This window comes from Thiobacillus sp. (assembly GCF_024708915.1).
In genome coordinates this window covers 1-24990 of the sequence record NZ_JANJXQ010000171.1, presented here as the reverse complement: position 1 = coordinate 24990, position 24990 = coordinate 1, and the positions used below count along the sequence as shown (strand labels likewise).

The 24990-nt window shown below is 61.1% G+C and carries 20 protein-coding genes and 1 tRNA gene; 7 read left to right on the top strand and 14 right to left on the bottom strand.

What is annotated here, in order from left to right:
- Positions 1-32: 32 nt before the first annotated feature.
- The 3 genes from Q0L94_RS11965 to Q0L94_RS11955 form a co-directional block, all read right to left on the bottom strand.
- Positions 33-308: a hypothetical protein gene (locus Q0L94_RS11965; protein WP_296753544.1), complete on the bottom strand. Its 276-nt coding sequence runs from the start codon at positions 306-308 to the stop codon at positions 33-35.
- Entirely contained in the window at positions 305-1219 is a 915-nt protein-coding gene (locus tag Q0L94_RS11960; protein WP_296753542.1) for a DNA-binding protein, read from the bottom strand. Before Q0L94_RS11960 ends, Q0L94_RS11965 begins: the two co-directional genes overlap by 4 nt.
- A gap of 123 nt (positions 1220-1342) precedes the next feature.
- Entirely contained in the window at positions 1343-1750 is a 408-nt protein-coding gene (locus Q0L94_RS11955; protein WP_296753540.1) for a DUF6573 family protein, read from the bottom strand.
- A 764-nt stretch (positions 1751-2514) separates the two neighbouring features.
- On the opposite strand from Q0L94_RS11955, the gene Q0L94_RS11950 reads away from it, so the two are divergent.
- The 5 genes from Q0L94_RS11950 to vsr are packed head-to-tail and all read left to right on the top strand — an operon-like array spanning position 2515 to position 13444.
- Positions 2515-3828, top strand: a complete 1314-nt coding sequence (locus Q0L94_RS11950) for a DNA cytosine methyltransferase (RefSeq protein ID WP_296753539.1) — start codon at positions 2515-2517, stop codon at positions 3826-3828.
- A 17-nt stretch (positions 3829-3845) separates the two neighbouring features.
- Positions 3846-5969: a hypothetical protein gene (locus tag Q0L94_RS11945; RefSeq protein ID WP_296753537.1), complete on the top strand. Its 2124-nt coding sequence runs from the start codon at positions 3846-3848 to the stop codon at positions 5967-5969.
- The gene (locus tag Q0L94_RS11940) at positions 5966-7489 is read left to right on the top strand and encodes a hypothetical protein (RefSeq protein ID WP_296753536.1); all 1524 of its coding nucleotides are present in this window, start codon (positions 5966-5968) and stop codon (positions 7487-7489) included. The genes Q0L94_RS11945 and Q0L94_RS11940 overlap by 4 nt, the downstream gene beginning before the upstream one ends.
- Positions 7490-7491: 2 nt before the next feature.
- Positions 7492-13005: a hypothetical protein gene (locus tag Q0L94_RS11935; RefSeq protein WP_296753534.1), complete on the top strand. Its 5514-nt coding sequence runs from the start codon at positions 7492-7494 to the stop codon at positions 13003-13005.
- Between the two features lie 16 nt (positions 13006-13021).
- The gene (gene vsr / locus Q0L94_RS11930; protein WP_296753533.1) at positions 13022-13444 is read left to right on the top strand and encodes a very short patch repair endonuclease; all 423 of its coding nucleotides are present in this window, start codon (positions 13022-13024) and stop codon (positions 13442-13444) included.
- 981 nt (positions 13445-14425) lie between these two features.
- On the opposite strand, the gene Q0L94_RS11925 is transcribed toward vsr, so the two are convergent.
- The 9 genes from Q0L94_RS11925 to Q0L94_RS11890 all read right to left on the bottom strand — a co-directional run bounded on the left by Q0L94_RS11925 (position 14426) and on the right by Q0L94_RS11890 (position 20303).
- Positions 14426-14689, bottom strand: coding sequence for a hypothetical protein (locus tag Q0L94_RS11925; RefSeq protein WP_296753532.1), 264 nt, complete (start codon positions 14687-14689; stop codon positions 14426-14428).
- A gap of 5 nt (positions 14690-14694) precedes the next feature.
- The gene (locus Q0L94_RS11920; protein ID WP_296753530.1) at positions 14695-15432 is read right to left on the bottom strand and encodes a hypothetical protein; all 738 of its coding nucleotides are present in this window, start codon (positions 15430-15432) and stop codon (positions 14695-14697) included.
- Positions 15433-15444: 12 nt separating this feature from the next.
- Positions 15445-17085: a TraM recognition domain-containing protein gene (locus tag Q0L94_RS11915; protein ID WP_296753527.1), complete on the bottom strand. Its 1641-nt coding sequence runs from the start codon at positions 17083-17085 to the stop codon at positions 15445-15447.
- Between the two features lies 1 nt (position 17086).
- The gene (locus Q0L94_RS11910) at positions 17087-17458 is read right to left on the bottom strand and encodes a hypothetical protein (RefSeq protein ID WP_296753525.1); all 372 of its coding nucleotides are present in this window, start codon (positions 17456-17458) and stop codon (positions 17087-17089) included.
- Positions 17455-17604 (bottom strand): topoisomerase DNA-binding C4 zinc finger domain-containing protein, encoded by a 150-nt coding sequence (locus Q0L94_RS17935; protein WP_366799472.1) that lies wholly within the window; start codon positions 17602-17604, stop codon positions 17455-17457. Before Q0L94_RS17935 ends, Q0L94_RS11910 begins: the two co-directional genes overlap by 4 nt.
- Before the next feature lie 152 nt (positions 17605-17756).
- Positions 17757-17939, bottom strand: a complete 183-nt coding sequence (locus Q0L94_RS11905; RefSeq protein WP_296753523.1) for a hypothetical protein — start codon at positions 17937-17939, stop codon at positions 17757-17759.
- Between the two features lie 394 nt (positions 17940-18333).
- Positions 18334-19401, bottom strand: a complete 1068-nt coding sequence (gene trfA / locus Q0L94_RS11900) for a plasmid replication initiator TrfA (protein WP_296753522.1) — start codon at positions 19399-19401, stop codon at positions 18334-18336.
- Between the two features lie 120 nt (positions 19402-19521).
- On the bottom strand, positions 19522-19896 hold the full coding sequence (locus Q0L94_RS11895; protein ID WP_296753520.1) for a hypothetical protein: 375 nt from the start codon (positions 19894-19896) through the stop codon (positions 19522-19524).
- A 331-nt stretch (positions 19897-20227) separates the two neighbouring features.
- Positions 20228-20303: transfer RNA gene (locus tag Q0L94_RS11890), tRNA-Arg, on the bottom strand.
- Positions 20304-20401: 98 nt separating this feature from the next.
- Here Q0L94_RS11890 and Q0L94_RS11885 point away from each other — a divergent pair.
- Both Q0L94_RS11885 and Q0L94_RS11880 read left to right on the top strand, forming a co-directional pair.
- Positions 20402-20974, top strand: coding sequence for a peroxiredoxin (locus Q0L94_RS11885; protein ID WP_296753519.1), 573 nt, complete (start codon positions 20402-20404; stop codon positions 20972-20974).
- Between the two features lie 44 nt (positions 20975-21018).
- Positions 21019-22224, top strand: coding sequence for a diguanylate cyclase (locus Q0L94_RS11880; RefSeq protein ID WP_296753517.1), 1206 nt, complete (start codon positions 21019-21021; stop codon positions 22222-22224).
- A gap of 4 nt (positions 22225-22228) precedes the next feature.
- On the opposite strand, the gene Q0L94_RS11875 is transcribed toward Q0L94_RS11880, so the two are convergent.
- Positions 22229-22795, bottom strand: coding sequence for a CDP-alcohol phosphatidyltransferase family protein (locus Q0L94_RS11875; protein ID WP_296753515.1), 567 nt, complete (start codon positions 22793-22795; stop codon positions 22229-22231).
- Between the two features lie 13 nt (positions 22796-22808).
- On the bottom strand, positions 22809-24990 hold a 2182-nt coding region (locus Q0L94_RS11870), incomplete at its 5' end, for a DUF3418 domain-containing protein (RefSeq protein WP_296753514.1).

Sequence of the window (24990 nt, the reverse complement as noted above, 5' to 3'; positions counted from 1 at the left end):
ACCTCCAAACGCCAGTCGCCCAATTTGATGTTCTATTGCTCACTCATCACGTTATTTACAGTAGTGCCAGAAGTAACTTGCTTGTCCTTACCCGTTTGAGATTCAAACCGCTCATATTCCAAAATCCATGCGACCAGCTCGCGAAGCCGATGCCGATCGGCTTCTTTAAGCGCGGTGATAACGCGGGCAATCCCCTGCGGGTAACGCTCCCCTTCCCGTTTCTCGATCCTCACACGTCCGCCCGGCCAAGCTTTCGACTGTAGCAACCGTCCTGCTGCAATCAGGGCGCGGACCTGGGATTCATTCACTTGCGAGGCGCCAGGGCTCGCATGAGATCCGCAGCTTGCGCCTGCAAGGCCTCAACCTGCCCGCGTAGCTGAGCCGCTTCCTCTCGGGCGGTAGCCGCCTCCTTTCGAGCACCGTCCCGCTCGGCGTGTGCCTTGGTCAATCTCTCCGCAACACGACTCGCTTCGGCTGCTGCCTGCTTGCGCTGCTCCTGGTGCATCTGCACAGCGGCCTCGGCCTTGGCCTTCACGGACGCCAACTCGGCGCGTGCCGCGTCGCGTTCGGTGACAATGTCCTGAAAGGCCTTCTTCTGCCCGGCCAACTCGCTTTGGTAACGGCTACGCTCAGCTTCAAAACCGGCGTTCAGGCAGTCTATCTCGGCAGCATGTTCCTCGGCTGCCGCCTTGGCAGCCTGCTCGGTCAAAGTAAGACGCTCCCGGACTTGGGCCAGCTCAACGGCTTGCGCTTGGCTGACGGCCTGCACGTCGGCCAGAAGCTTTTCGAGCCCGGAGGCAGTAGCTCTCGCTTCCTCCATCTGGCTTTCCAGGTCATCGACCGTCTGCGCGGCGTCGGCCAGTTCGCGCTCGGCAAACTCTCGCTGCTCACCAGCAGTTCGGATGACTTCGGCAACGCGTCGCTCGGCCGTTCTAACGGCTTTATCGTTGAGCTCGACTGCCAGCGTCGCCAGGCGCTCCGTGAGCGCCTTGGACACGGCAGCCACCTCGTCTGCAACTTCTACCGGCAACTCAGCGACTGGCTCGGCCTTGGCGACTGATTGGCTGCTGACGTGCTCCTCCCACACCTGTTTGAGACGGGCAGGATTGCCGCCGCCGATTTTCTGGCGAATGGCGAAACCCGTCACAGCACGGCCGGCAGCATGCAGATCTTGGCCTGCGCTGATGATCGACTCTGTAGTGAATTCTGCCGGACGCATGGATGGCCCCTCCTGAACAAACAAACGAATAAACAAACAAACGAACTAACGATCACAGTTCAAGTTTGATCGGCAGTTAGCTGGATGCCGGTTTTTTGGTGTTTTCTGTCCACGCACGCGCCTTCAATCTTCATCAGGAAGCAGGATAGTGATGACCGGATCGCCGTCGTCTCCGGGCCCGATTTGCGCGACCAATTTCACCAAGCGTGGCCGCACGCCGTGTCCGCCACGTGGCACACGGTAGAGCTGGAAAACAAGTCTCTGCGCACCAGCGCCACGACGCGCAGCGTTCATCGCCATCCAAAGCACGTCCCACAATCTCCCCGCCTCGTCTTGGTAGGTCTGGCGGCAGTTGTCCGCCTCACCCCACTCCACGCAATCGGCCCAGACCGCGCGGGTGACAGCTACCGGGATGCGGAATCCGACTTCTCTTGCCACCTCGTCGACGCAAATCAGCTGACCGTCCTCGATGGCCTGCTTGCGGGTGTAGGTATAAATCACTTCACCGAAAATCTCGTTCATCGTGTTCATGTGGACCTCCTCAGGTTGATGGTTGCTTGCGGGTACCTCGCGAACTGGGTTTCAAAACTGCCGGATTCGAAGACTCTGGAGCCCCGGCTTTTCTGCTCCGGCGCTGGCTGGTGTTCTGCTTGCCCGCGCTGCCGTCTTTCGTGAGTTCCTTCGCCCTTGCGACGGGTTTAGGCGGGGGGATGAGGGATGCAAGGGGACGTGGAATAAATGTCGGCGCCCGCGTGCGCAGCACGGCTTGGCGGGCGTTGGCGTTTATGCCGCGAAAGCCCCTTGCAAGGCGCATAGCGCCGTTCCCTCAGCAGCCTGGCTATGGTCGCGAACTAAGGGCGAAGGAACTCACGAAGGACGGGGGGATTGCGCGGAGGCACCGGCTGCGACGGTGCATATTTGAAGGGTTTTAGTCCACCGCGATGCCGTAGGCATGGCGCTGACAACCCCTGTTGCCGCCGGAACGGCGGAGCGGAGCCGACGCCGCAGGCGTGGGCGGAGCGGAAGGGACAGGGATGCACAGTCGGAGCAATCAAATACGGACGTTAGCGCAGATGGTGGCGGCCGTTTCTTCATCGGCCGAAGCTGGCCTTTCGCCATTATTGCTCTCACGGTTCTTAGTATTGGTATACGAAATCAGGCCGATGACTTCCTTGGGGATGGCAGTAACTGCGATAATTGACTGACCTAACAACACAAGCAAACGACAAACCCAAGATCGCCGTCGGTTTTCCAGCCAAGTTCTTCTCGCTGACCGTCTGCTCAGACAGCCCCAGATGTCCAAACTATCCTTCATAGATCTCTTTTCCGGGTGCGGCGGTCTTTCCCTCGGCCTTTCCCTGGCGGGGCTTCAAGGGGTGTTTGCTGTCGAGCGAGACCCGATGGCATTCGAGACTTTCTCGGACAACTTTCTCGGACAACGTAGGGTGCCAATCACAAAGTTCGCTTGGCCAAGGTGGCTAGAACAGCGTGCCTGGCCAATAGATGACTTGTTGGCGAAGCATCGGACGGAATTGCTGCAGATGCGGGGGGGGGTCGACATCCTGGGAGGTGGGCCTCCGTGCCAGGGGTTCAGCTTCGCTGGCAAGCGGCAGGAATCTGACCCTCGCAACATGCTGTTCCAAAAATATGTCCAGGTCGTAGATGCGATTAGACCCAAAGCCATCGTATTAGAGAATGTCCCGGGCATGCAGGTGGCGCACCGATGCAAGCAAGGGGCCAAGAACGAATGCATTCGATCGAATGAATCCTTCTACGACAAACTAAAGACCAGCCTGGAAGCTATTGGCTATCAAGTCGATGGGAGGATCGTGGATGCATCTACATTCGGCGTCCCGCAGAAGCGCTCGCGTCTTGTCGTGATAGGGCTTAGGACGGAATTGGCAGGCCGGTTGCCGGGGAGCATTGATCGTGCATTCAAGTTGTTGGATGAAACACGACTCAAGCTGCTCCGGGACATGGGATTCCACGAGGGGGTTGTTTCAGCTGGAGATGCCATATCCGACCTGTTAATCGAAGGTAAGTCGCGCAAGGCTTGCCTCGACCTATTTTCAGCTGGTTTTGAAGAAATCATCTATCCCGGGCCACGTACCCCTTACCAAAAACAGATGCACAAGCACTGCAGGGACAACGAGATGGATAGCATGCGGCTCGCCAGGCACACAAAAGTAGTACAAGAAAGATTCCGGATGATCCTCCAAGAATGTAACCGGGGGGTCATTATGAGCAAGGCCAGCCGGGAACGGTTTGGCCTAAAGAAGCACCGGATACATCCTATGGCGGCTAACGTGCCCGCACCCACGATCACGACATTGCCCGACGACGTCCTCCACTATGAAGAGCCAAGGATCCTAACAGTGCGCGAGAGCGCAAGGCTGCAGAGCTTCCCGGACTGGTTCCGTTTCAAGGGCAAGTACACGACAGGCGGCCCAATGCGTACGAAGGAATGCCCGCGCTATACACAGGTCGGTAACGCGGTTCCACCCTTCCTTGGATGGGCGATCGGCTTGGCCATCAAGGCTGCGCTTGCAGAGGCCGGGCAGACGAAACAAGTAGAACAGCCAGGCATTAGAAACCGCATAGCAGCCTAGAGGAGGCCATCAGGGAGATGGAGAACCAGAACAACAAGCCAACGTTCCCCCATGATCTTGTCGAGTGGGCAGGCCAACACTCCGGAGGCGTCAAGCGGCTCTTCGACCAAGATAGTGGCCGTCCTGGCAAGGCGCTACTCCGCACCCACCTGATCGACCGACTGGAAGACTGGGCCACGGCAATCGCAGCTAGCGAGCCGGGTACTCCACGCGTCCTCCTTCTGGTCGGTGGCCCAGGGAATGGCAAGACCGAAGCCATAGAGCACACCATCCGCAGCCTCGACAGTGCCCTTGCCACCGGCGGCCAGCTGAGCATTGAACTTAGCAAGGCCTTCAATCCTGATGGGGACAATGTGTCCCGCCTCGTGGTCACCGACGCTGGGCGGCTAGCATCGCCTGCAAGGCTACTAAACCTGAGCATTGTCCAGGATGCCTCTCTAACCGCGGGACACGAGGGAAGTACTGCACCGCTGCTTCTCATCGATGAACTCACGAAGGCCTGTGCCGGGGACAGCCACGACCTTTACCTTTGCTGCGTGAACCGCGGCGTCCTGGACGATGCCCTGATCCATGCCATCGACAACAAGTCCGACGACATCAGGATGCTGCTCGAGACCATCACCCGGTCCGTCAGCCTGTCCTCGTCGGCCCCTGTCTGCTGGCCCCTGCAGGACTATCCCTGGGCGGCTGTCTGGCCGATGGATGCCGAGTCACTGACGGTCCCTGCCAAGGCCGGAGCAAGCGTCCCAGCACTGGAGCTCCTTGCCTATGTGACCGATCTCGGGGCGTGGCCCAGCTCTGGATCATGCCCTGCAGGTGCGAACTGCCCCTTCTGCCATAGCAACCAGCTCCTTAACCGTGACGGCCATAAGGAGGCCCTCCTACAGGTCCTCCGGTGGTACGAACTCGCCAGCGGGAAGCGCCTGAGCTTCCGCGACTTGTTCTCCATGCTGTCCTATCTCCTAGCAGGCCACCAGCACGCCGTGCGTGGCCAGAAGACGACACCATGTGAATGGGCAGCCCATCAAAAGGAACTCGACAACGCCGCCCAGACCAACAATGGGAACGGGCGCAACGAGCTTACTGCGCTCCTCCGCCTGGTCTCGGCGAGCTACCAACATGCGCTGTTCCATTCCTGGGACACGGGGAGCGCGAGCGTCCTGCGCCGCGACATGAAGGATCTGGGGCTTGACGGTGGCAGGGAAGGAACACGCATGCTCAAGGGGCTCCTCGCCTTCCTCGTTGAAAGGAAGACCAGCTACCTGCCCACGTCAATCTCGGGGATCCTCACGGACCTGTCCACTAACCTCGACCCGGCAATCGCCTCGCCCGAGACGGAAGTCGCCCTCAGCAAGCAGACCACCGTTCGCCTCGCGGACATAGATATCCGTTTCAGCCGCTCTGTCCGCGCGGGCCTCGAATACCTGAAGAAGTACCAGACACTGTCCCCCAACGAGATCGAGCTCTTGCGGCGACTTGCCACGGCAGACACCATGCTGTCGGAGCCAGCTGTCCGCAAGAAGCGCCCGACCGCCGCCAACCGCATCCAGCGCTACCTGCGCGACCTGGCCTGCCGCATCGTACGCCGTAGCGTCTGTACCCGATCCGCAAAGGTGGCAAACGCAAGCCTCCTTGGCTCCTTCCAGATGGTGGTGGAGGATGACCAGGGCAGGCACGTACACGATGTCGCGCTGAAGGTCCGCCAACTGTTGAACAGCCACAACGAATTCGAGATCCCGCTAACGACTACCTTTGGCCAGCCATTGCCCCCAGCCCAGCGCCAGGCGACACTTGTCGTCCCGCCACAACAGGTCAAGCCAATCCCTACCTTCAAGGAGGGGCGTCCGCGGGCTCCCATCTGCTTCTTGCGGGTTGGAGCTTCACCAGATTCACCGCCGCTGGCGTTGACCTACGAGCTCTACAAGGCCATCCGCGAGCTAGAGCGAGGGCTGTCCCCAGCATCGCTACCACGCGCCGTGACCGCCCTGCTCGACACGGCCAGGGCCCGGCTCGCCGGCCATATCGTGCGTGATGGCGAACTATTGGACAACGCGGCTATCAAGGTTGGCCGCGAAGGGACCACAATCCGTCTCTCCTGGGGAGGGCAGTTCGTCGCAAGCCAGGAAGGGGCTAACCAATGAGCCTGGAATCCTTCAAGGAGAAGCCCTGGCTAAGCCCGCATAGCACGTACAAGCAGTCAGCCTTCGTTATCAGCCCGGCCCCAGAATATGCGAGCTCAGAAGTCCTGTTGGCTTCGCTCTACCGCTCCATCGGGTTTGCTAGCGCCAGCGAGGCTTCGGTGCCCCAGGCGGGACGTGAACTCGACAAGGCCATCGAGCTCCGGCGGCGGCACAAAACACAGCCAGAAGGCGCCACGCTCGGGCCAGACGACTGGTTCACGATGCTGCATGGAATCTTGGAAAGCCCAAAACTTCCGAAGCAGTCGAAACTGCGTTTCATCCAGATGACCCCCCTCGTGCCCGAGGCAGCCCTATTCTCAAATTCTCCGCGCCTCAGGGGTAACCCATGGAACCCTGGCCTGATAGTCAGGAACATGGTCGCCATGGGAACGCCGGACGAGGCAAGTGCACAGGCGCTTTGGAAAGACTTATTCCAGGCCCTTACCATCGATGATGAGGACGACGTGTTCGCGCGATGGCTGCACAGGGAGGCACAGGCGTGGACAGGGTCCACCGAGTGGGCATTGGTCCCCCTACAGGAGGGAGAAACTTTCCGCCTCGCCAGGACGGACCACGATGCCATCCGATTCCTACCCGCTCGGCGCTTCTCGGCCGATCTACGCGCAATCATCGACATCAAGGCTCGCCTTACCCGCCGCCAATGGACAAGCTTGCTGGAGGCCGTCCTACGGTTGGGTGCCGTGGCCCACGTGGCCTGGTTGTGTGACGTACACGAGCGGACTTGGCGCGTAGTACGAGATTCACTCGCCGGGCACGGACCTGCGAACGAAGAGGAAGTCCGGGGGCAGGTTTTTCCCCTTGATGCCAACTACATGGCCTATGGCGCGAAGGCGCTGAACAGCTTCAAGGACTTGGCATCAAGTTACCTGATTGCCCGACTGGGCATCAATACCGTCCTCTGGGCTCTGGATGAGGCTGGAGTAAAGCAATCTGGCGACCTCTCTTCGTCGCTAGGCATTGCAACCCTGTGCAAGGTGGTCCGTGACCAAAGGGTCAAGCTTGAGTCGATGGGAACACTAGACTGCTTCTATGACCTTGCAGAGCAAGAAGCAAGAACCCTGGCTTGCGACAAGGGAATAGGCAACAACCTGTTCGAGTTTGCCAGGCATGTACTCGGGCAGCGACAAACCGCCGTGCCAATTTTACGAGGCTACGACCAGGGCTACATCCTGCGCAAGGCAGGTAGCCACAGCAACAGCCCCTGGATACTTTCCCTCGGCCCCGTCGCGGTCCTTGCGATGGTCCACTGCGCCCTTCACGGGATGAACGGCCCAAGATCGATACACCGTCTCGCCGAGCACCTTGCCGGTTACGGCGTTCTCGTCAACCGGAACGACATCGCGCAGAACGACCTCGGGCAGCAGCTGCGACTGCTGGGCCTCGTCCTTGATAGCCCGGATGCCGAAAGCGGGATGCTCCTCCTGCCTCCATTCGCCCCCAGCAACCACATTCCCTCCTGATCATGAACCGACTGATCCACGAGCTAGCCAAGACGATTCGGGGCCACGTCGCCGAAGCCACCCGGGGGAAACCCGGCACGAACCTAGAATCGCGATTCGTGTTCCATGGTCCCCCGCTATGGCTTCTCGAGGGGGTTCTCGCTGAACTCAGCCAGCACGGAGGAATCCGGTTGACCGCAGAGGAACATGGCACGGATGCGCTACTCCCGGTACTCCTTCCCTTCCCCGAGGGGCAGGCCCATGGTCCAAACCCGCGCATCGGTGAATCCGGTGCCTGCACGGATGCGCACCTACTTCAGGTTCGGAATACCCCGGGGAAAGCAAGCTTCGTCGCCCTTGTACCCCCGAGCCTCCATATCAATGCCTCGCTTGACACCACGTCGGCCGAACTTGGCATCACGCCTAGCAACAATACCCAGGGAATACCATTTGAAAAATGGTGGAACGATGGTTTCGTCCAGCACCTTGCTCTCCAAGGCTTGCGCTACGCAGGCCTCAGCGCGGAAGAAACTGAAGAAGCAATGCTGCTCGTGGAGCTGGGCGCTGCAGCCTGCGACCACATGGACCTCGACAAGGGGAGCCGCGAGGCAGCTTGGCGACTAATCACCAGGATCTACTCGATTCCCAACGACGGGCATGGCCTTACTCCAGGACAGGCTGTTTCACTCGTTTGTGGTTTCCCTCCGATGCAGGACGGGAGCGTCTCCGCAAAGGCACAAGCCGCGGTCCTGGCACAAATTGCCAGTGCAATGTCCGAAGGCTTCCGTACCACAACTGACCGGCTCATCGAGAACGACTGTCCTGCTGACGTCGCCGATGCACTGAGGGGGTTTCTGGAACATCTACGTCAACGATGCGAAGTTCCCTCGACATTCTCAAATGCCACGCCGGCATTCTACCTCCCGCTCGACTCCGAATCGCTACTCCCGCCGCCTGCTTGGTGGCCTACGCTCACTGTCGAGGCATGGATAGAACTTTTAGATGACACCCATGACTTCGATGACCTTGCCATAGCTTGCACGAATGCAATACTGCCCCCCAACCGGGGACAGCCCTCCGTAGTTTGGGAGGAAGTGACGCTTGAGGTGACGTCAGATTCTGCAACCTCGGCAAAACCGCTCAACGTGGCACTTAGTGGAGGCGGCCTTGGCAAGGTGCCATGTCAACTGACCATCCCGGGAAACGCCTGCTATTCGGAGACGTTCACGAAGTTACAGCGCACGCCCGTCAACTACAAGGCAGGGGCGGACGGGTGCAAAAGTGTATCGATAAAGGTCATCCCGCTCTCCTTCTGGGCGCCCGGCATCTATCTGACATGCCGCGTGGCGACAAAGGTATCTGCACCGAAAAAGGCGAGGAATGCTCGCTCAGGGTACAACTGGGACTCCTCCATGTCCCTCCCTGGCGCGGGGCGGTATGAACTATTGGCGCTGGTATCCCCAGGGACACAGATCCTATCGGCCAAGGGGGTTCCTGACGACACGATGGAGAACATGGAGCGTGAACCCTTGCTGGAAGCACGCGAGATCCAGCCTGGCGAGTACATGGTCGAGGCAGAGGTCGATGGGAAGATGATCCTCGAGATTGCCTTCCTGAGGGCCGGTAGCAAGCAGCCAGAGATTTGCCGGACCCTCGTCACGTGCGACGAGACGAAGGAGGAAGGCTGCCGCAGCGAGTTCGAGCGTCTCATCCGAGCTAACCGCCTACATATTGACAAGGGCGGCAAGACGGTCATCCAGCTGGACCGCAACGCTAGGCTCTCGAGCCTCCAAGCATGGATGCTCGATGAGCGCTCCGTAGACAGATCGTTCCTCCCTATCGTCATTTCCGGCGACTATGCCGAGACCTGGGCTCCGCCTGACTGGAGCATGCCACAGGGCCCAATCCTGTCATCAGCCAGTTTCCTGTATGACCCTCGCCCTGGCGCAGCGGCCTTCACCCCCCCAACTGGATTCATCGAGGCCAGGCGTGAGATCGCGAAGCGCATCCGGTCTTCCACCGACGACAACAATGGCTTGGTGGAGTCATCACGCCTCGGCGCCTGGCTGGCACGGGACAACGAATTCCGCTCTCTCGTCGAGCAATATCTCGATTCCTACAGCGGCTGGCTGGCAGCCGACCGCGACACAGCCTGCTGGATCGATACGATCACGGTCTACCAGCGCGAGGGGGGCGGGCAGACGCTGGCGCGGATACCCGACGCGACCATCCTCTCGCCGTTGCATCCGCTACGACTGGCATGGCACTGCCTCGCCCAGCAAACAATGTACGAGGAAACCGAGGGACGCTCTCCCCTGCCATGCCCGGCAGCGAGTGTGCTGGACCCGGACTGCGTCCCGGACTCCATGACGCTATCCCTCCAGTCGCCAGGGGCCGAGAGAGGCATCGAGCACGTGACCTACGTGTCCCTTGAGTGCAATTCCGACTATTGGTCGGTCCTGTGGCACGGCAAGCGGCTGGACCAGATCACTAGCCGCACCCAGGCCCCTCCCTTCGGCGAGGCATTTGGCCTCGTCGTCGGCGGCATCGCTACGGGATTCAGTCCGGCTCAGGTCGGCCGTGCCCTAGGCGACGTGACGGACCTCCTCGGCGCCAAGCCGATCGTGAGCGTCGCGATTTCGAGCGCAGGCGGAACAACCGACGCATGCAACGAGGGACTGGCCATCTGGTCCTCCGCGCGCTTCGGCAACGGAGGCAGTGCCAACGATTGCCTAGCCGCCGGCCCGCGCTTTTTGGAGATCTATGACACCCGCGACACACTTCGTCCTGACGACGCCGTGATCGCCAACCTTGCCGAGGATACCGGCGGCCACGTTCGCTGGTACTGCAAGCAGCCGGACAACTCAACCCCGGACCTCGGCATCATTGCGCAGCTCGATTCAGTGCAGCCCGATCTCGTCGACACGTCCACGATGTCGCCCTTGTCGTGGGGTGGGCTTATCAGGCACCGGGTCCGCCGGCAACTCCAGGGGACCTTTCTCAGCGAGTCGCGGCAAGCCAAGCTTAGTGGCCGGAGTGGCGACGGCTTGCCCGACAAGCTGATCGACTGCATGTTGGCCATCGAGTCAGCCCCCGGTGGCAAGAAAGGCATCCAGTTCTCGCCAAACGTGCATGCCGTGACCCAGATGCTCGAGGACCGCCGTGCAAGTTTCGTCGCAGTGTCCTCGTCGACAGTCGACCCCGCGTGTTTCCTGAATGGGGGAATGGGGCGAAGCTACCTCTGGGACTATGATCTCCCCGCATATTCCGCCAGGGCCGGCGACACCAGCGGCTACTACCTCCTGTCCCAGATACGAGACTCCGATCGCGAAGCATTAGCCAAGGTGCTGGAGCCGCTGCCAGGATGCAACGGGCTTCCATCTGGACAAGTCGAGGAGATCTTGCTCGAGGTCGCCCGCCGCGGCATCCCAACCGTCCGTGGACTGTCGGGGGATGACACCGGAGCCACTGGGGATCTGGGCTTGTTCCTTGCTGTGCGCCTGCTTCAGGACCAATTCCGGACAGTGGGAAATGTCGAGGGTCTGGTGCCGGTCCTTGCCGGAAGTGAGGAAGATGCCACGGTGGCACTCGTCATCCCCGTGGATCCTTTCAGGGGTTACCTCGCCGACCTCGCACGCTCTCTGGGTAGGGAGAAAAAGGAAACGTCGCTATCCCGACCCGACCTTCTGGTCGCGGGGATTCGCCTCGCCGAGAACCGTATTAGCATCCTACTCACTCCTGTCGAGGTGAAATGTCGACAGGGAACCATCCTGGGGTCGAACGACACGAAAGAGGCGCTCGGGCAAGCCAGGGCCTTGTCCTCCCTCTTCCGTGCCCTGGAGGAACGGGCTGCCCAATCGCAACTCTGGAGGGTCGCCTATCAGCACCTGTTGCTATCGATGATTGGCTTCGGCCTCCGGGTCTATAGCCAACACCCAATCGCCAGTGCCAACCAGACCCGCTGGGCCGAATTCCACGAGCGGATCGCCGCGACCGTCCTCGGGGGTACGCCAGGCGCCATCGAGATCGAGGACCGCGGCCGACTTATAGTCATAGACGCATCTCCCAGTAGCGACTGCAAGGACACGGATGGAGACGGCACACCGGAGACCATTGTGATCTCCAACGTGGATGCGGGACGCATCGCGATCGGCGATTCCAACACGTTCTACGACGCTGTTAGAAAAAAGGTCGGCCAATGGTGGCTTCTACCCGAACCCAGAAAGCCAGGCGCGATCGCGCCACAAGGAGGGGAACCATTCCCCGAAGCCGCACAAGCGCCCAACACCCCAGCCGACTTGCCACGTGCCACGTCCGATATCACCCAACCTCCCATCCAGGAGCACATCGTCCAGACCGTCACGAGCAGCAGCGACGCACATGGAGACGCGTCACCTGCCACCGGGATCATCCTGTCAGTTGGGCGTACAGTAGATGGCTTAGAGCCCCGGCGGCTCAGCCTCAACATATCCGACACGCGGCTCAATCAGCTAAACATGGGCGTCGTCGGCGACCTCGGCACGGGCAAGACACAATTGCTGAAGTCCCTCATCCTCCAGATCACTAGAGGTGGGCAGCAGAACCGAGGTATCAAGCCACGATTTCTGATATTTGACTACAAGCGAGACTACAGCAGCCCGGAGTTCGTCGAGGCGACAGGCGCCAAAGTGGTTACACCGAACAGGCTGCCGCTCAATCTGTTTGATATTTCAGCTGTTGGCCAATCCAACTCTCCATGGCTGGATAGGTTCCGCTTCTTCACAGACGTGCTCGACAAGATTTACTCGGGTATCGGGCCTGTCCAGCGTGACAAGCTCAAGAGTGCGGTACGCAATGCCTACGATTCATGCCAAGGACAAGGACGCCAGCCAACCATCTATGATATTCATGCCGAATACCGAGAGCTTCTGGGAGACAAGTCGGATACGCCGATGGCAATCATAGATGATCTGGTAGACATGGAAATTTTTGAGCGTGTCCCGGAAAAGACCAAGACCTTCGATGAATTCCTCGATGGTGTCGTCGTGGTATCGCTTGACGCCCTGGGGCAGGACGACAGGAGCAAGAACATGCTCGTCGCCATCATGCTCAACATGTTCTACGAGAACATGCTACGGACGCCCAAACGCCCATTCGTGGGATCCGACCCCCAGTTGCGGGTAATCGACTCCTACCTTCTGGTCGACGAAGCAGACAACATCATGCGCTACGAGTTCGATGTGCTTCGCAAGCTGCTCCTGCAAGGCCGGGAGTTCGGCGCGGGCGTCATCCTTGCGTCACAGTACCTGCGGCACTTCAAGACCAGTACCACCGACTACAGGGAACCATTGCTGACCTGGTTCATCCACAAGGTGCCAAACGTGACACCAGCAGAGCTTGGTGCCCTGGGCTTTACATCTGACCTTGGGGATCTTGCCGAGCGCGTGAAGACCCTCCAAAACCACCATTGCCTCTACAAGTCCTTCGATGTGCCAGGAGAGATAATCCACGGGCTTCCTTTCTTCCAGCTCATCCAGAAGGGAGGCGTCCAGAGCTAGGCAGACTTATTTCCACATGGCTGACATCCTTTCCCCACGCGAGAGATCTGAACGCATGTCCCGGATCAGGGGCAAGGATACTGTGCCAGAGCTCGTGTTACGCAAGACCCTGCACGGGCTCGGATTAAGGTATCGCTTGGGCGGTGCCGGCCTTCCGGGCAAACCTGACCTCGTTTTTCCTCGCTACAAATCCGTTGTCTTCGTCCACGGCTGCTTTTGGCACCGCCATGCGGGGTGCAAGGTTGCCTCGATGCCCAAGAGTAATGTGGAATTCTGGAGTGAAAAATTCGCGAAAAACCTTGCCCGCGATGCACGGGTTGCGAAGGAGCTAGCCGCGCTAGGCTGGAGGGTCTTTACTGTCTGGGAATGCGAGCTCTCTTCAGCAAACAAAGCCAACTCGACGGGTGGGAGGCTGGCCGCAGAAATTCGCGGCGCATGATGGAGAAGTGAATCGCTCCGCCTGAGGCCGAAGGCTTCGAAGGGCTGATTACGGCCACGCAAGGCGGCGCCCAGACGGGAGCCGCGCCGTCATGGCCGAACGACCGTAGGGCGTGACCGCCAGGACGTGCGCGGGGCAAGTCGAAATGAGCGAAGCGAGCGTCTCGACGCTGCCTCCGAAGACGCGCCCGAAGGGTCGGCTTCGGACGGGGGAGCCGCCGGGAAAAGCCGACAGCGAAGCGTCGTCGGTTTTAGGGCGCCCCAGCGCCCGACCCCGAGCGGGGGCGGAGCCCGGTCGGCAAGCGCCAATGGCGCGCGCCCCCCGCTTTGCAGGCCCCGCCCAAGCGGGGTCGCGGAGGGACCGAAACGCAGCGACAGCTGCGTGCAGGGAGCGCAGCGAGTCGAACCCCGACGCGGCACGGTCACGCAGCGCAGCGGAGTGGCCGTGACGTGACGGCGGTGAGAGCCGAACGGATGTGAGGCCGACCGACGGAGGCCAGTGACGGCTTGCCGGCAAGGGTGGCCGTAGGCCGCCCGCCTGGCCGCCCGGAGGGAGCCCACGCGAAGCGGGGGGCGCGCGCCGCAGGCGGGCAAGCCGACCCCCAAGCGACCGCAGGAGCGCGGAGCGGGATCATCGAAGATGCCCCGCGAAGGCAAGCCCCACAAGGCATGCCGGGCGTCCAGCCCGGAAAGTCTGGGGTTGCGGCCCTAGCCGCCCGCGAAGCGGCCCCAGACGGTGCGTTGAGGGTGCGCAGGGGGCGAAGCCCGCCGAATGGCCACCGGCACGCTGCCGCCGAGATTGCCCCCATCGATTGCCGCGCGCGCAAACACAATCGCGCTGCGCAATTCATAAGGGCAAGCAAGGCAGCCGTTTTTCAGCGCATTGGACGCAAAAAAACCGCCGCAGCAGTTCCTGGAACCAGCTACGGCGGTGTCCGCCCGCCTGTCGGCGGGCTGCGCGGGCAAGCCGTCAAATGCGGCGCTATGCGCCTTGTTCCACCTGTCGGCGGGATTCGGGTTTGCCGCGCAGCATGCACGCAACGGTGCGCGCTGAAACCTTCAGGCCGGCGTCGGCGAGGGTGGCGGCAATCTGCTCGGCGTCGTAGCCATTCGCGTGCATGGTTTTCATGCCGGGCAGGAGCTTTTGCAGGGCTTCGTCTTTGGCAACCCTGCGGTTTTGGTTTTCGACCTTGGGCGCAGATTTCATCTTCTTCGCCAGGTCGTTGATTTTTTGCACTGTGATCATGCTGGTCAGCTTCCTTTCAGTATCAGGGTGGGCAGGTGTTCGAATGTGACGAACGAGAAATTGGAGTCGATCACCGGAGTAGGCAAGACCTTCTCTCCGGCAACAACGAGCGGCGGCAGGCTGCGCAACAGGCGCTCGACGTTGCATGCCTTTTCCGGTGTCGGGCTGGTGTAAATCACATGCCGGTATGCATTTTTCTTCAACGCACCCAGGTGATTCGCAACGACGGCTTTGTACCGCTTTACCGTCTTCACCGTGCGCTCGCACTCAATGGCCACAGGTGTGCCATCCGGCATGACGGCGATTGCATCCGGCCGGTGATGCTTGCCCCACTTCGCAGCATCTGGCCGTACCCAGTTTTTCCATCCCGCACGCAGACAGGCGAGCTTCAGGCGTTGCAGGTCGACGCTATGGTCCAGAACTGTCAGACCAATGCGTCCGCGCTCATAGGCCTTGCCGATTAGCGTGCGCTCCATGCCGGCGGCAGCACTTTGCCCGTCCATGGTGATGCCAACCAGCCGGAGGCTGCCGAACGGGATTTCGATGCTGTCGAGCGTCACCAGGCCGTCGCGAGCCATTGCAGCGAGCGTAGTGCGGACGGTGCGGCGGTCGCGCACGCCCATGACGTCACCTGCAATGTCAATCGGCGTCCAGAGCTCCATCCGCAGCCAAGCCAGCAGGCGTCGGCGTTTCGTTGCCTGGACGGCGAGACGTTCGGCATGGGAGTGGGGAATCAGGGGCATGTCTGCGCCACCTCACCGCAAAAGATCGCCAAAGTCAGCTTCGCGGGTGCGGCTCTCCCGTATGTCAAGGGGTGCAGGTTCCGCGGCTGCGTAAGGCGTTTCAGTCGGTATGGCTGCAGCACATTCAGTCAGCAGAGGCGGCGCCGGGATCGGCTCGGGCGGTGACCCGGCTTCCAGCCAGCGTGTCGCAAGGAAATACGCCGGACCGTCACCGATGACGACACCAACGCTCGCCTCCTCCCCAGCCGGCTTCGGCAGGTGCGTGAAAATGTGTGCTGGCATGTGGCTAGCCTTGCCGATGCTCTGTGCCACGCTCACGCCATCTTCATTTTCGGTCGTTCGTGTCTCCAACACCGCACGGTCGCCGGATATGAGGGACAGTTCTCGCGCAGTCTCGGCGTCAAGCATCTTGTACGCGATTTTGATACCGGAATTGCCCCAGATCGCGCCTCGCACCGCCTTGGGGTCGAGCCCTGGGCAGTCAGACAAATCACCAATGGACTGATGCGCGAAAAGCAGGTGTACGTTACGGTCGCGAATCGTTCCCCCAGCTCGTAAGGCCGCTGGCGAGAGAATGTATTTCAGCTCATCGAGGAATATCGCGACAGGCCGAGACTGGTCGCGGCGTTCATCGAGGATTTGCATGGCGCGCTGAAGAAGCAGCTTTTGCGCCGCCTGCACCTCCAGCCGCGTCGTCGAGCCCGTGACGTAGATCACACCACCGCGGTGGATGAGTTCTTCGAGCTCGTGCCCGTCCTGCCCATGACGGACATTGAAAGCCGGCACGCGTGCAATTTGTCGGAACTCACGCCACAGGTTTTCATTCTGCGTGACGCGCTCATCTTCGGCCGCTTTTTCGAGCAACTCGGGTATCGAGGCTTCGCCATCCGCGAAAGCCTCCGCCATGTATCCGGTCGCCTCCCGGTCGTTCCCTCGATAGAAATCCACTGCACCTGAGCCCGTTTTTCCCAGCTCCAACGCGACCTGCAGCAATTCTTCGACCTGATCGCGTCGCGTGCCGAGGAATGGATTTAGCTGCGGTGGCTGGCCGAACCTGAGGTCGATGTACGTGATAGGGAATCCATAGGCACTGGCTGCGCGCGCAAGGGCGCCCGGAAGCATGCGGTCCCCTTTCGGGTCCAGCACAATCACGCTTTCTCCGGCGGCGGCAAACTGTGCCAGCAGCACGCCCGCGAGAGAGGATTTCCCGACGCCGGACTCACCCAGGATTTCGAGGTGATTCTTGTCCAGCTTCGACCGTGGGAACGAGACTGGCTTCCGGTCTTGGCCAAGCCCCATGAAAATCTCGTCGCGCCCTGCCCTGCGTGCTTTTTGGATGCATGGGCCGGGGTCAAAGGGCGCTGCAAGCAAGCGCATTTTTCCGGCGTCGTTCATAACGTCCGCGGCGCACCCCCGGACTGGACTGTTGGAACGCTTGTGGGACAGCCACAGGCCCACTACCGATCCAGCGACAAACCCAGGCAATAGACTGGCTAGCGTCAACAAATGTGCGATGGCTGCGCCAGTCACGCCGGACAAAAAGATGCGACGAGTGGTGCCATTGTGAAGTTTTGAAGTAGAAGCCAGGTATCGCCATACCAGCAAACTCAACACCACAACGGCAATCGACGCACCAAAAATCATGCTTTCCATATCAGGCCTTTCGGTCGAAGAAGACTAGAAAAGCCAACGACAGCACGATAAGTGCGTAAGCCGGCGATTGCAGTAGCAGAGCAAAATCTCGATCCCAGATCGTTACAAGGGCAGGCGACAGTTCGTCTTTAATAAATTGAACAACGAGGGCTGGGGTATGCCAGCCTGGAATTGAGACAGCCCCCAATCCAATGAAGTCGAGCAGACGAGCCAGCAAGTAATCGCGCCACAACTCCCCATTCGCAACGGGACGCAGGTACAGATAGAGGGAAGCGACCAGGGCCGCCGACGCAGCAAGCCAGGCAGCGAGCCATAACTTGAACTCAATTTGTAGGTCTCGCAGGCGCGCAGCAAGGGTATGTTTAGTGCTCATTTCGTCCCTCCGTCGTTTCCAGCAACCGCGGGGCGCGTGCCGCGACAGACCGGGTACCGCGAACAACTATAGAAGTCACCATTGCGCGAGCCACAAACTAACGCCATCGGGGCTCGGCATTCTGGGCAAACGATCTTCGGATCCATATCGCCTCGCAGTGGCAGCGTTGAAATCGAGCCATCCGAGTTTTCGCAAAAGGCTCTTCCGCAAACGCAAACCCAAAGCCAGCGACTAAGGCGAGACGACCAGCGGCGACTGCGCGTACAAGAATCGGTGGGACGATCACAACGCGCTTGCTTCATTCCTTTTTCTCTCCACCGGTCGCGCCTACACGGTTCATCTGCTCCACCTGCCAGCGGTCAAACGCCGCCTGCTCTTCCGGTGTCGGCAAAGGAAGGGAGAGTACAAGCAGCCACATCAAGACCGCCCAAGTAAGGACTACAAGCGCCACCGCGCCAGCGTATTCATAGAACCGTTTCATCGTTGCCTCCAAAAAAGCATGAAGGCATCTTGATGCATGCAGCTAGCTATCGCGGTTTATTGGTGTCTTATGTCCGTGTGGGTGAGATTGGCTGCCTGCCGCCGACAGGCGGAACAGGGCGGCATGCCGCCCAAACTTGCAGACTGGTCTTGCGGAGGGGCCTCGCCCATCGGCGCGGGGGCGTGCAAGGTTCCTTACCGAAACTCGTGCTTACGCCACCGATCTACCCACAGATGCCGGCTGTAGAAGAAAGATAAAAAGAGGGTAAAAGGCAATTCCCGCCGCTGACAGCCTTGCGCCATATGGGATTACATGAGTGGGCGGGCGACACTATCCCGACCAAACGCGATGCTGTCCCGTTTTGGAGCGATGCTATCCCGACTGCGGTGCGACGCTATCCCGACGTTCCGGACCACATTACAAGCTGCTCTTTCCCCTTCGTGCTCCGCTCAATGCCCCACGAAGCGATAAGTTCTAGCCGCTGCAGCTCGCGCATCGCCCGATCCAGCGCCTCACGAAAATCACGCATTCGCCCGGCGTACTGCATCTTGTCTTTGAGCCAGTCCAGCGCGTATCGCTGCACCGGATTGGATGACGTGGCTATAAGGCGCTGGAATGCCTTCGCCATGTCCTGGCCGCGTCGAATTTCGAGCCGCTTAGCCCAGTCAATCAACGCGAACTCGCGATTGCTGAACAATTGCACCCAACGGGGATCCATCATGAAACAGTACGTTTCGGATGCGTCGTCATAGCGGAAGCTCTGAACGATATGGAATGCCTCAAGATGGCCTACGCGAAATTTGACGGATCCATCCGGCCGTCTCGCTTCTATGAAGAGCGTCGCCACAGTCAGGGCTTTCATACGTCGTTGCAGCCATTCATAGTCGTTTCTGCCAGTGCTTCGCCCCATCGCACGCAGTAAGCGCGCTCGATTCAGCGTTACCGCGACGCCTAACGGGAACTGAATGGCCTCGTAAATCAGCTGCAAAGTCAGATCGGCATCTGCTTCGTCTAGCTGTTCACCGGTATATCGCATGACCGCATCGGCGCGCGTGACAAGCAATGTCTCATGATGAAACTTGCGACGGCCTCTAGCAATTGGCGCAAACAGGGAGGATCTGGCGACGTGGTTGGGGACCGCTCGCATGAATTCGGCCAAACCAGGCAGGAAAAGCCTCTGCGTGGGCGGTGCCTCGCCTCTCTTCTCTTTGCGAGCCGCCGCCTCGGCGGCGCGCTGCTGTATCCGGGAAAAGGCATCACCTAGTGAGTGTTGCGACCCGGGATCGGGAACCCCCTTAATGGTCCCCATTTCAAAGCCCACCAAAGACAACTTCCGACCCGCTCGCCGCGTTGGATCGAGCAGAGGCCTGAAGGCGCAGCCATTCGTGCCAGCCCTCGTCATTCCTGGGTCGCCGATGCTGACCCTTGAAGAAACCTTGGTCGACAAGGCTTGCGATCCCACGCGCTATCCTGTCGCGTGCAACCTGAATTTCTCTCGGCGTGTGCGGTACGCCAGCTGGCAAAGCGCCTATGCGCACAAGTCGTCGGACAGTCCGCGAACAGGGGCGAAACGGGAAGGCGCTCATTTCTGTGCCCCTTCACCTGAACGTTCACGAAGTTCACGAACGCTAATGCCTAGTTTATTCGCCTCCGTCTGCTCGACTTTGGTAGGGCGTCCGCGCCGATGCCGGGTGTCTGCAGACCTGGGCTGCGCGAACGCAGCCGGCGGCGGCACTGAGGGACGCTGGTAGTGACGCAGCCAGTCGAGCACGTCGGAAAGCAGCCAGAGCGGCTGACGGCTCTTCGGCGGCTCGCAGCTCGGCGGCAACCGGTACGGTGCGCGCGAGCGGTCGGCGATGATGCTGGCGGGGGACTTTTTGATGAGCTTGGACAGCTCTTCGACGCCCAAGACGGGCGGCAGTGCCGGCGGAAACGCGGCGTTGATGAGGTCTTGCATGACACTCTCCGGAGCGCCATCCCCCTTTGTACCCGGGTCCTAACCGAGTGAGTGGAGCGCGATCACCAAAGGGGATGGTTTAGCGTTCTCCGGAGCCTTGCGGCTCACGCGCAAAATGCGCGGGTCATAAAAACATTATCGGCTCGAAAAGCGAAAAATAAAGCACCGGGTGACAAGAATATTCTCTCGCGTGCTCCGTACTCCGAGAACGGAAGAGGACGACCAAATATCTGTCACCTTCCCGTCACCCAGTAGGGTGACAATTGAAATAAATCAAGGGAAAGCAAGAGCAAGCTATTGCATCGTATCCTGTTGTTATTATTGTTTTTGTTGGCGCCCCGAAGACGAATCGAACGTCCGACCTACCCCTTAGGAGGGGGTTGCTCTATCCACTGAGCTACCGGGGCGTGGCGCGCATTCTACCGAATCCGGCGTGGATTGCCGAACCCTATCGGACACACTCGATTGGCGCACAACCCGGCTATGATGCAAACGGGAGGCACCGATGAATAAATACATGCTGGGTGGACTGGCGTTGCTGCTACTGCTGGCCAGCGCGGTTTTGTGGATGCTGCGGCCAGGCCCGCAGCGGACGGAAGGCAGCGCCGCGCCCGATTTCGCCTTGCAGGATCAGGACGGTCGCACTCATCGTTTGAGCGATTATGCCGGGCGCTGGCTGGTGCTGTATTTCTATCCCAGGGACGATACGCCCGGCTGCACCCAGGAGGCATGCCGCTTTCGCGACGACATCGGGGTGCTGGGCAAATTCAACGCAGCGGTGGCCGGGGTCAGCGTCGACGACACCCGGTCGCACGCCGGTTTTGCACGCAAATACCGGCTGCCGTTTCCCCTGCTGTCGGACCCGGGCGGACGGACGGCCGCAGCATACGACAGCCTGCTGAATCTTGGGCTCGTGCGATTCGCCCGCCGCCATACCTTCATCATCGCGCCCGACGGCCGTATCGCGGCACGCTTCAGCAAGGTTGACCCGGCACGCCACGCGCAGCAGGTGGCCCATGCCTTGCAGGTCCTTCAGCAGGCCGATATGCCGCAGCCAGCGCTGCAACCCGGCCAATAATGGACTAAACATCAATAATGGCCTGAACACAAGCGTCTATGCCCATGCAACGCGGATTCTCCCTCACTACCGGAGCGGCCTTCGTCACGCTGATCGTCCTGATCTGCGGGCTGGCATTGAACGGTCTGCTGCAATTACAAACGCTGGGCGAGCAGATGCGCACGGTGGTCGAGAACCATAACCGCAAGATCGACCTCATCACGCAAACCCAGGTGGCGGCGCATATCCGTACCGACAGCCTGTTCCGCATGGCGCTTGCCGACGACCCGTTCGAACGCGATACCCATTTCATGGAATTCAACCGTGCCGGTTTCCTGGTCGGAAGTGGGCGCAACGCCCTGCGCCAGATGGGATTTTCCACTGCCGAGCAACGCAGCTTCAATACCCAGACCCACCTGGTCAACAACATCGAATTGGTACAGGGTCGCGTGGTCGATCTGCTCAACTCCGAGCTGAGTGCTGACGCGCACCGGGTATTGGTGCAGGAAGCCATCCCTATCCAGGAAGCCTTCAACCTGCAACTGGCCGATATGCGCAATCTTTATCAGCAGGCCAATCTCATCGCCCAGCAGCAGGCGCAGCAAACCTACCGGCGCACTTTTCTGCTCACGCTGGCATTCGGCATTGCGGCGGTCGTCCTGGCCCTGCTGATCGCCAGGCATGCACTACGAAAAATCAGCCAGAAATCGCGGCAGATAGACGCACAGATGATGGAGCTCGAGCGCTCGCGGGCAACGCTGCGCGAAGAGGCCACGCATGACCCGCTCACCGGACTGGCCAACCGGCGGCTGTTTTATGACCGCCTGCAGCAGGCGATCCGCCACGCCCATCGCTATGGCGGCAAGGTGGGTATCCTGTATGTGGATATGGACCGCTTCAAGGATATCAACGACCGGCATGGCCACCACATCGGCGACGCCGTGCTGATGGAAGTCGCGCAGCAGCTACGGGATTGCGTGCGCGAATCCGATTCGGTTGCGCGCCTGGGCGGCGACGAATTCGTGGTACTGCTGGAAGGCGTGCAGGGACGGCACGACTGCGTCGCCGCTGCGCTCAAGATCGAACATAACCTGGCCCACAGCACCCGCTTTGACGACCTCCATCTGGGCATCGACGCCAGCATCGGCCAGGCGGTGTATCCCGACGACGGAAGTGACGAAGATACGCTGATTCGCGCCGCCGACGCCGCCATGTACCGGGTCAAATCCGGCTGCGAGTCGGAACGCCAGCGCTGCCTTGCCTTTCAATAACGTCTCAGCGAGATTTGAAGCGGGCCGCCGCGCGCGCCTTGGCACTCCAGATCCAGACATACTGCGCCCCGGAGAGCACGGCAATGACGAACACGATGCCGAACAACGGCAGCAGCCAGCCCTCCAGCGCCAGCAGACCGGCCAGGCCCGCCAGCACCAGCGTCAGCAGCGCAAACTCGGCAAACATATGCGTCTTGCCGAGCCAGGTGGGATGGATTTCCAGATGGCCGGCCAACCCGCGGTAGCTCAGCGCGCCCAGCACGATGACGCTGTCGCGCAGCAGGATCGCCAGCGTCACCCACATCGGGATCGCTTCTTCGAGCGTCAGCAGCACCAGCGTCACCAGGCCCAGCGCCTTGTCGGCGACGGTGTCGAGCGCCGCGCCCAGCTGCGTCGTCTGCTGGAGCCGGCGCGCCAGCAGGCCATCGATGCCGTCCGACACCGCAGCCGCGAGGAACAGCCAGCAGGCCGCCTCCCAGCGCTGCTGCAGGATCAGCCAGCCCACGACCGGCACTGCCGCCAGGCGCGCCAGGGTGATGACGTTGGGCAGGTTGAAGACGCGTTCGCTCATAGTTGAACGCTACTTAATTCAGGGGCTGCCTGGCAAGCTCATCCCACAATTTGTCGAGCCGCTTCACCGACACCGGATAGGGCGTTTTGAGTTCCTGGGCGAACAGGGAAATCCGCAGTTCTTCGAGCTGCCAGCGGAAGTCGTCCAGCGCCGCGGGGGGCTCGCCTTTCACCTGACCACGCCGCGCCAGGTACTTGTTCTGCAGCGTCAGCACGCCCGCCATACCGCGCGCATCGCGCTGCTCGGCAGCGGGCAGCTTCTCCAGCCGCTTGAGGATGCCGCGCAGGTAGCGCGGCAGGTCCTTCAGGTGCGCCCACGGCGTGGCGGTGATGAAGTCCGCCGGTACCAGCGCCGCCAGGTGCGCGTGCTCGTCGCGCATCGCGGCGGTGAACTGCGGCTTGGCGTTGAGGCGCGCCGCCACCTGCGCGTGCAGGTCGAGTATCTCCGCCACGTCGCGCAGCAACGCCTGCTTCACCACGGAGATCCTCGGCTTGGCGCGCTCCTTCTGCTTGCCGAAGCGCTTCTCGTCGCGCGGCGTGTCGTCGTCGCCCAGCAGCGCGCGCACGGCGATCGCATCGATCAGGGCTGCGCGCAGCTGCTCGGCGCTGCCGAAGCTGCGGTATTTCAGCGCCAGCGCGGTCTCGCGTGAAAGATCCTTGTCGAGCTGCTTGAACTGTGCGGCCAGCGCGATGCGCAGCAGCCGCACCACGCCGCGCCGGGTCTCGGCCTCCGCCACGTCGGCGGCGTCGAGCAGGCGCAGGTCGACGCCCTCGCCATTGTCGACCAGCGCCGGGTAGCCGATCAGCTCGCGTCCGCTGCGCCTGAATTTGACCTGCTCGGGCAGGTCGCCGAAATTCCATTCGGCGAGGCCGGTGCGCTCGAACCCGCTGTCCTCGGCGCCGCCGCCATAGGTGATGCGGGCCGCGCCGCCAAGCTGCTGGCGCAGGCTCGCGAGATCGCGGCCGCTGGCGAGTTCCTGCCCACTGTCGTCGGTCACGCTGAGATTCATCTTCAGGTGCGCCGGCAGCTCGCCCGCCCAGTCGCCGGGATGAATGTCCGTCCCGTTTTTTCTGCGGATGAAGGCGGTCAGCGCATCGGTCAGCGTCTGCTCGCCGGGTTTCGCCGCGCTCAGAAACGCCGTCACCGCATCCGGCAGCGGAATCAGCGGGCGGCGCTTGTCCTTGGGCAGGAACTTCAGCAGCGCGGTGAGCTTCTCGCGGATCAGGCCGGGCACCAGCCAGTCGACCTGCGCCGGCTCGATCCGGTTGAGCAGATACAGCGGCAGGCGCAGCGTCACGCCGTCGAGCGGGTGGCCGGGTTCGAAGCGGTATTTGAGCTGACACGCCGCGCCGTCGATCGCCATCGTCTCGGGAAACAGCGTGTGGTCGGCGCCGAGCCCCTCGCCGAGAATGTCCTCGCGCCGCAGGAACAGGATTTCCGGATCGGCGGCCTCGGCTTCGGCACGCCAGGCCTCGAATGCGGCGCCGTTGTGGAGACCGGCCGGGATGCGCGCGTCGAACACGCGGAAAATGCGCTCATCGTCCAGCCACACGCCGGATTTCCTCGCCTTGTGTTCGAGGTCTTCGATTTCCTTGATGAGCGCACGGTTGTGCACGAACCACGGCGCCTTGGTGTCGTAGTCGCCCGCCACCAGCGCGCCGCGGATGAACAACTCGCGCGACAGCGCCGCATCGACGGGGCCGTAGTGGATCTTGCGCCGCGGCACCAGGGTGATGCCGTACAGGCTGATGCGCTCGAACGCCACCACGCGCGCACCGTCCTTCTCCCAGTGCGGCTCGATGTACATGCGCGTCAGCAGATGGCGCCCCGCCGCCTCGATCCATTCCGGCCGCACCTCGGCGACGGTGCGCGCGAGCAGCCGGCCGGTGTCGGTAAGTTCGGCCGCCATGATCCACTTCGGTGCCTTCTTCGCCAGCGCCGAGCCGGGGTGGATCGACAGCTTGATGCCGCGCGCGCCCTGATAGTTGCCCTCGCCGGGCTTGGGGCGGCCTTTCGCGTCGTCCGACTTGAAGCCGATGTTGCCGAGCAGACCGGTCAGCAGCGCCTGATGGATCGCGTCGTAGCCGGCGTCCTTGTCGTTCTCGCGCAGGCCGAGTTCGGCAACATGCGCGTGCAGCTGGCCGTGGATGTCGCGCCATTCACGCATCCGCCGCGGCGACAGAAAGTGGTCCTGC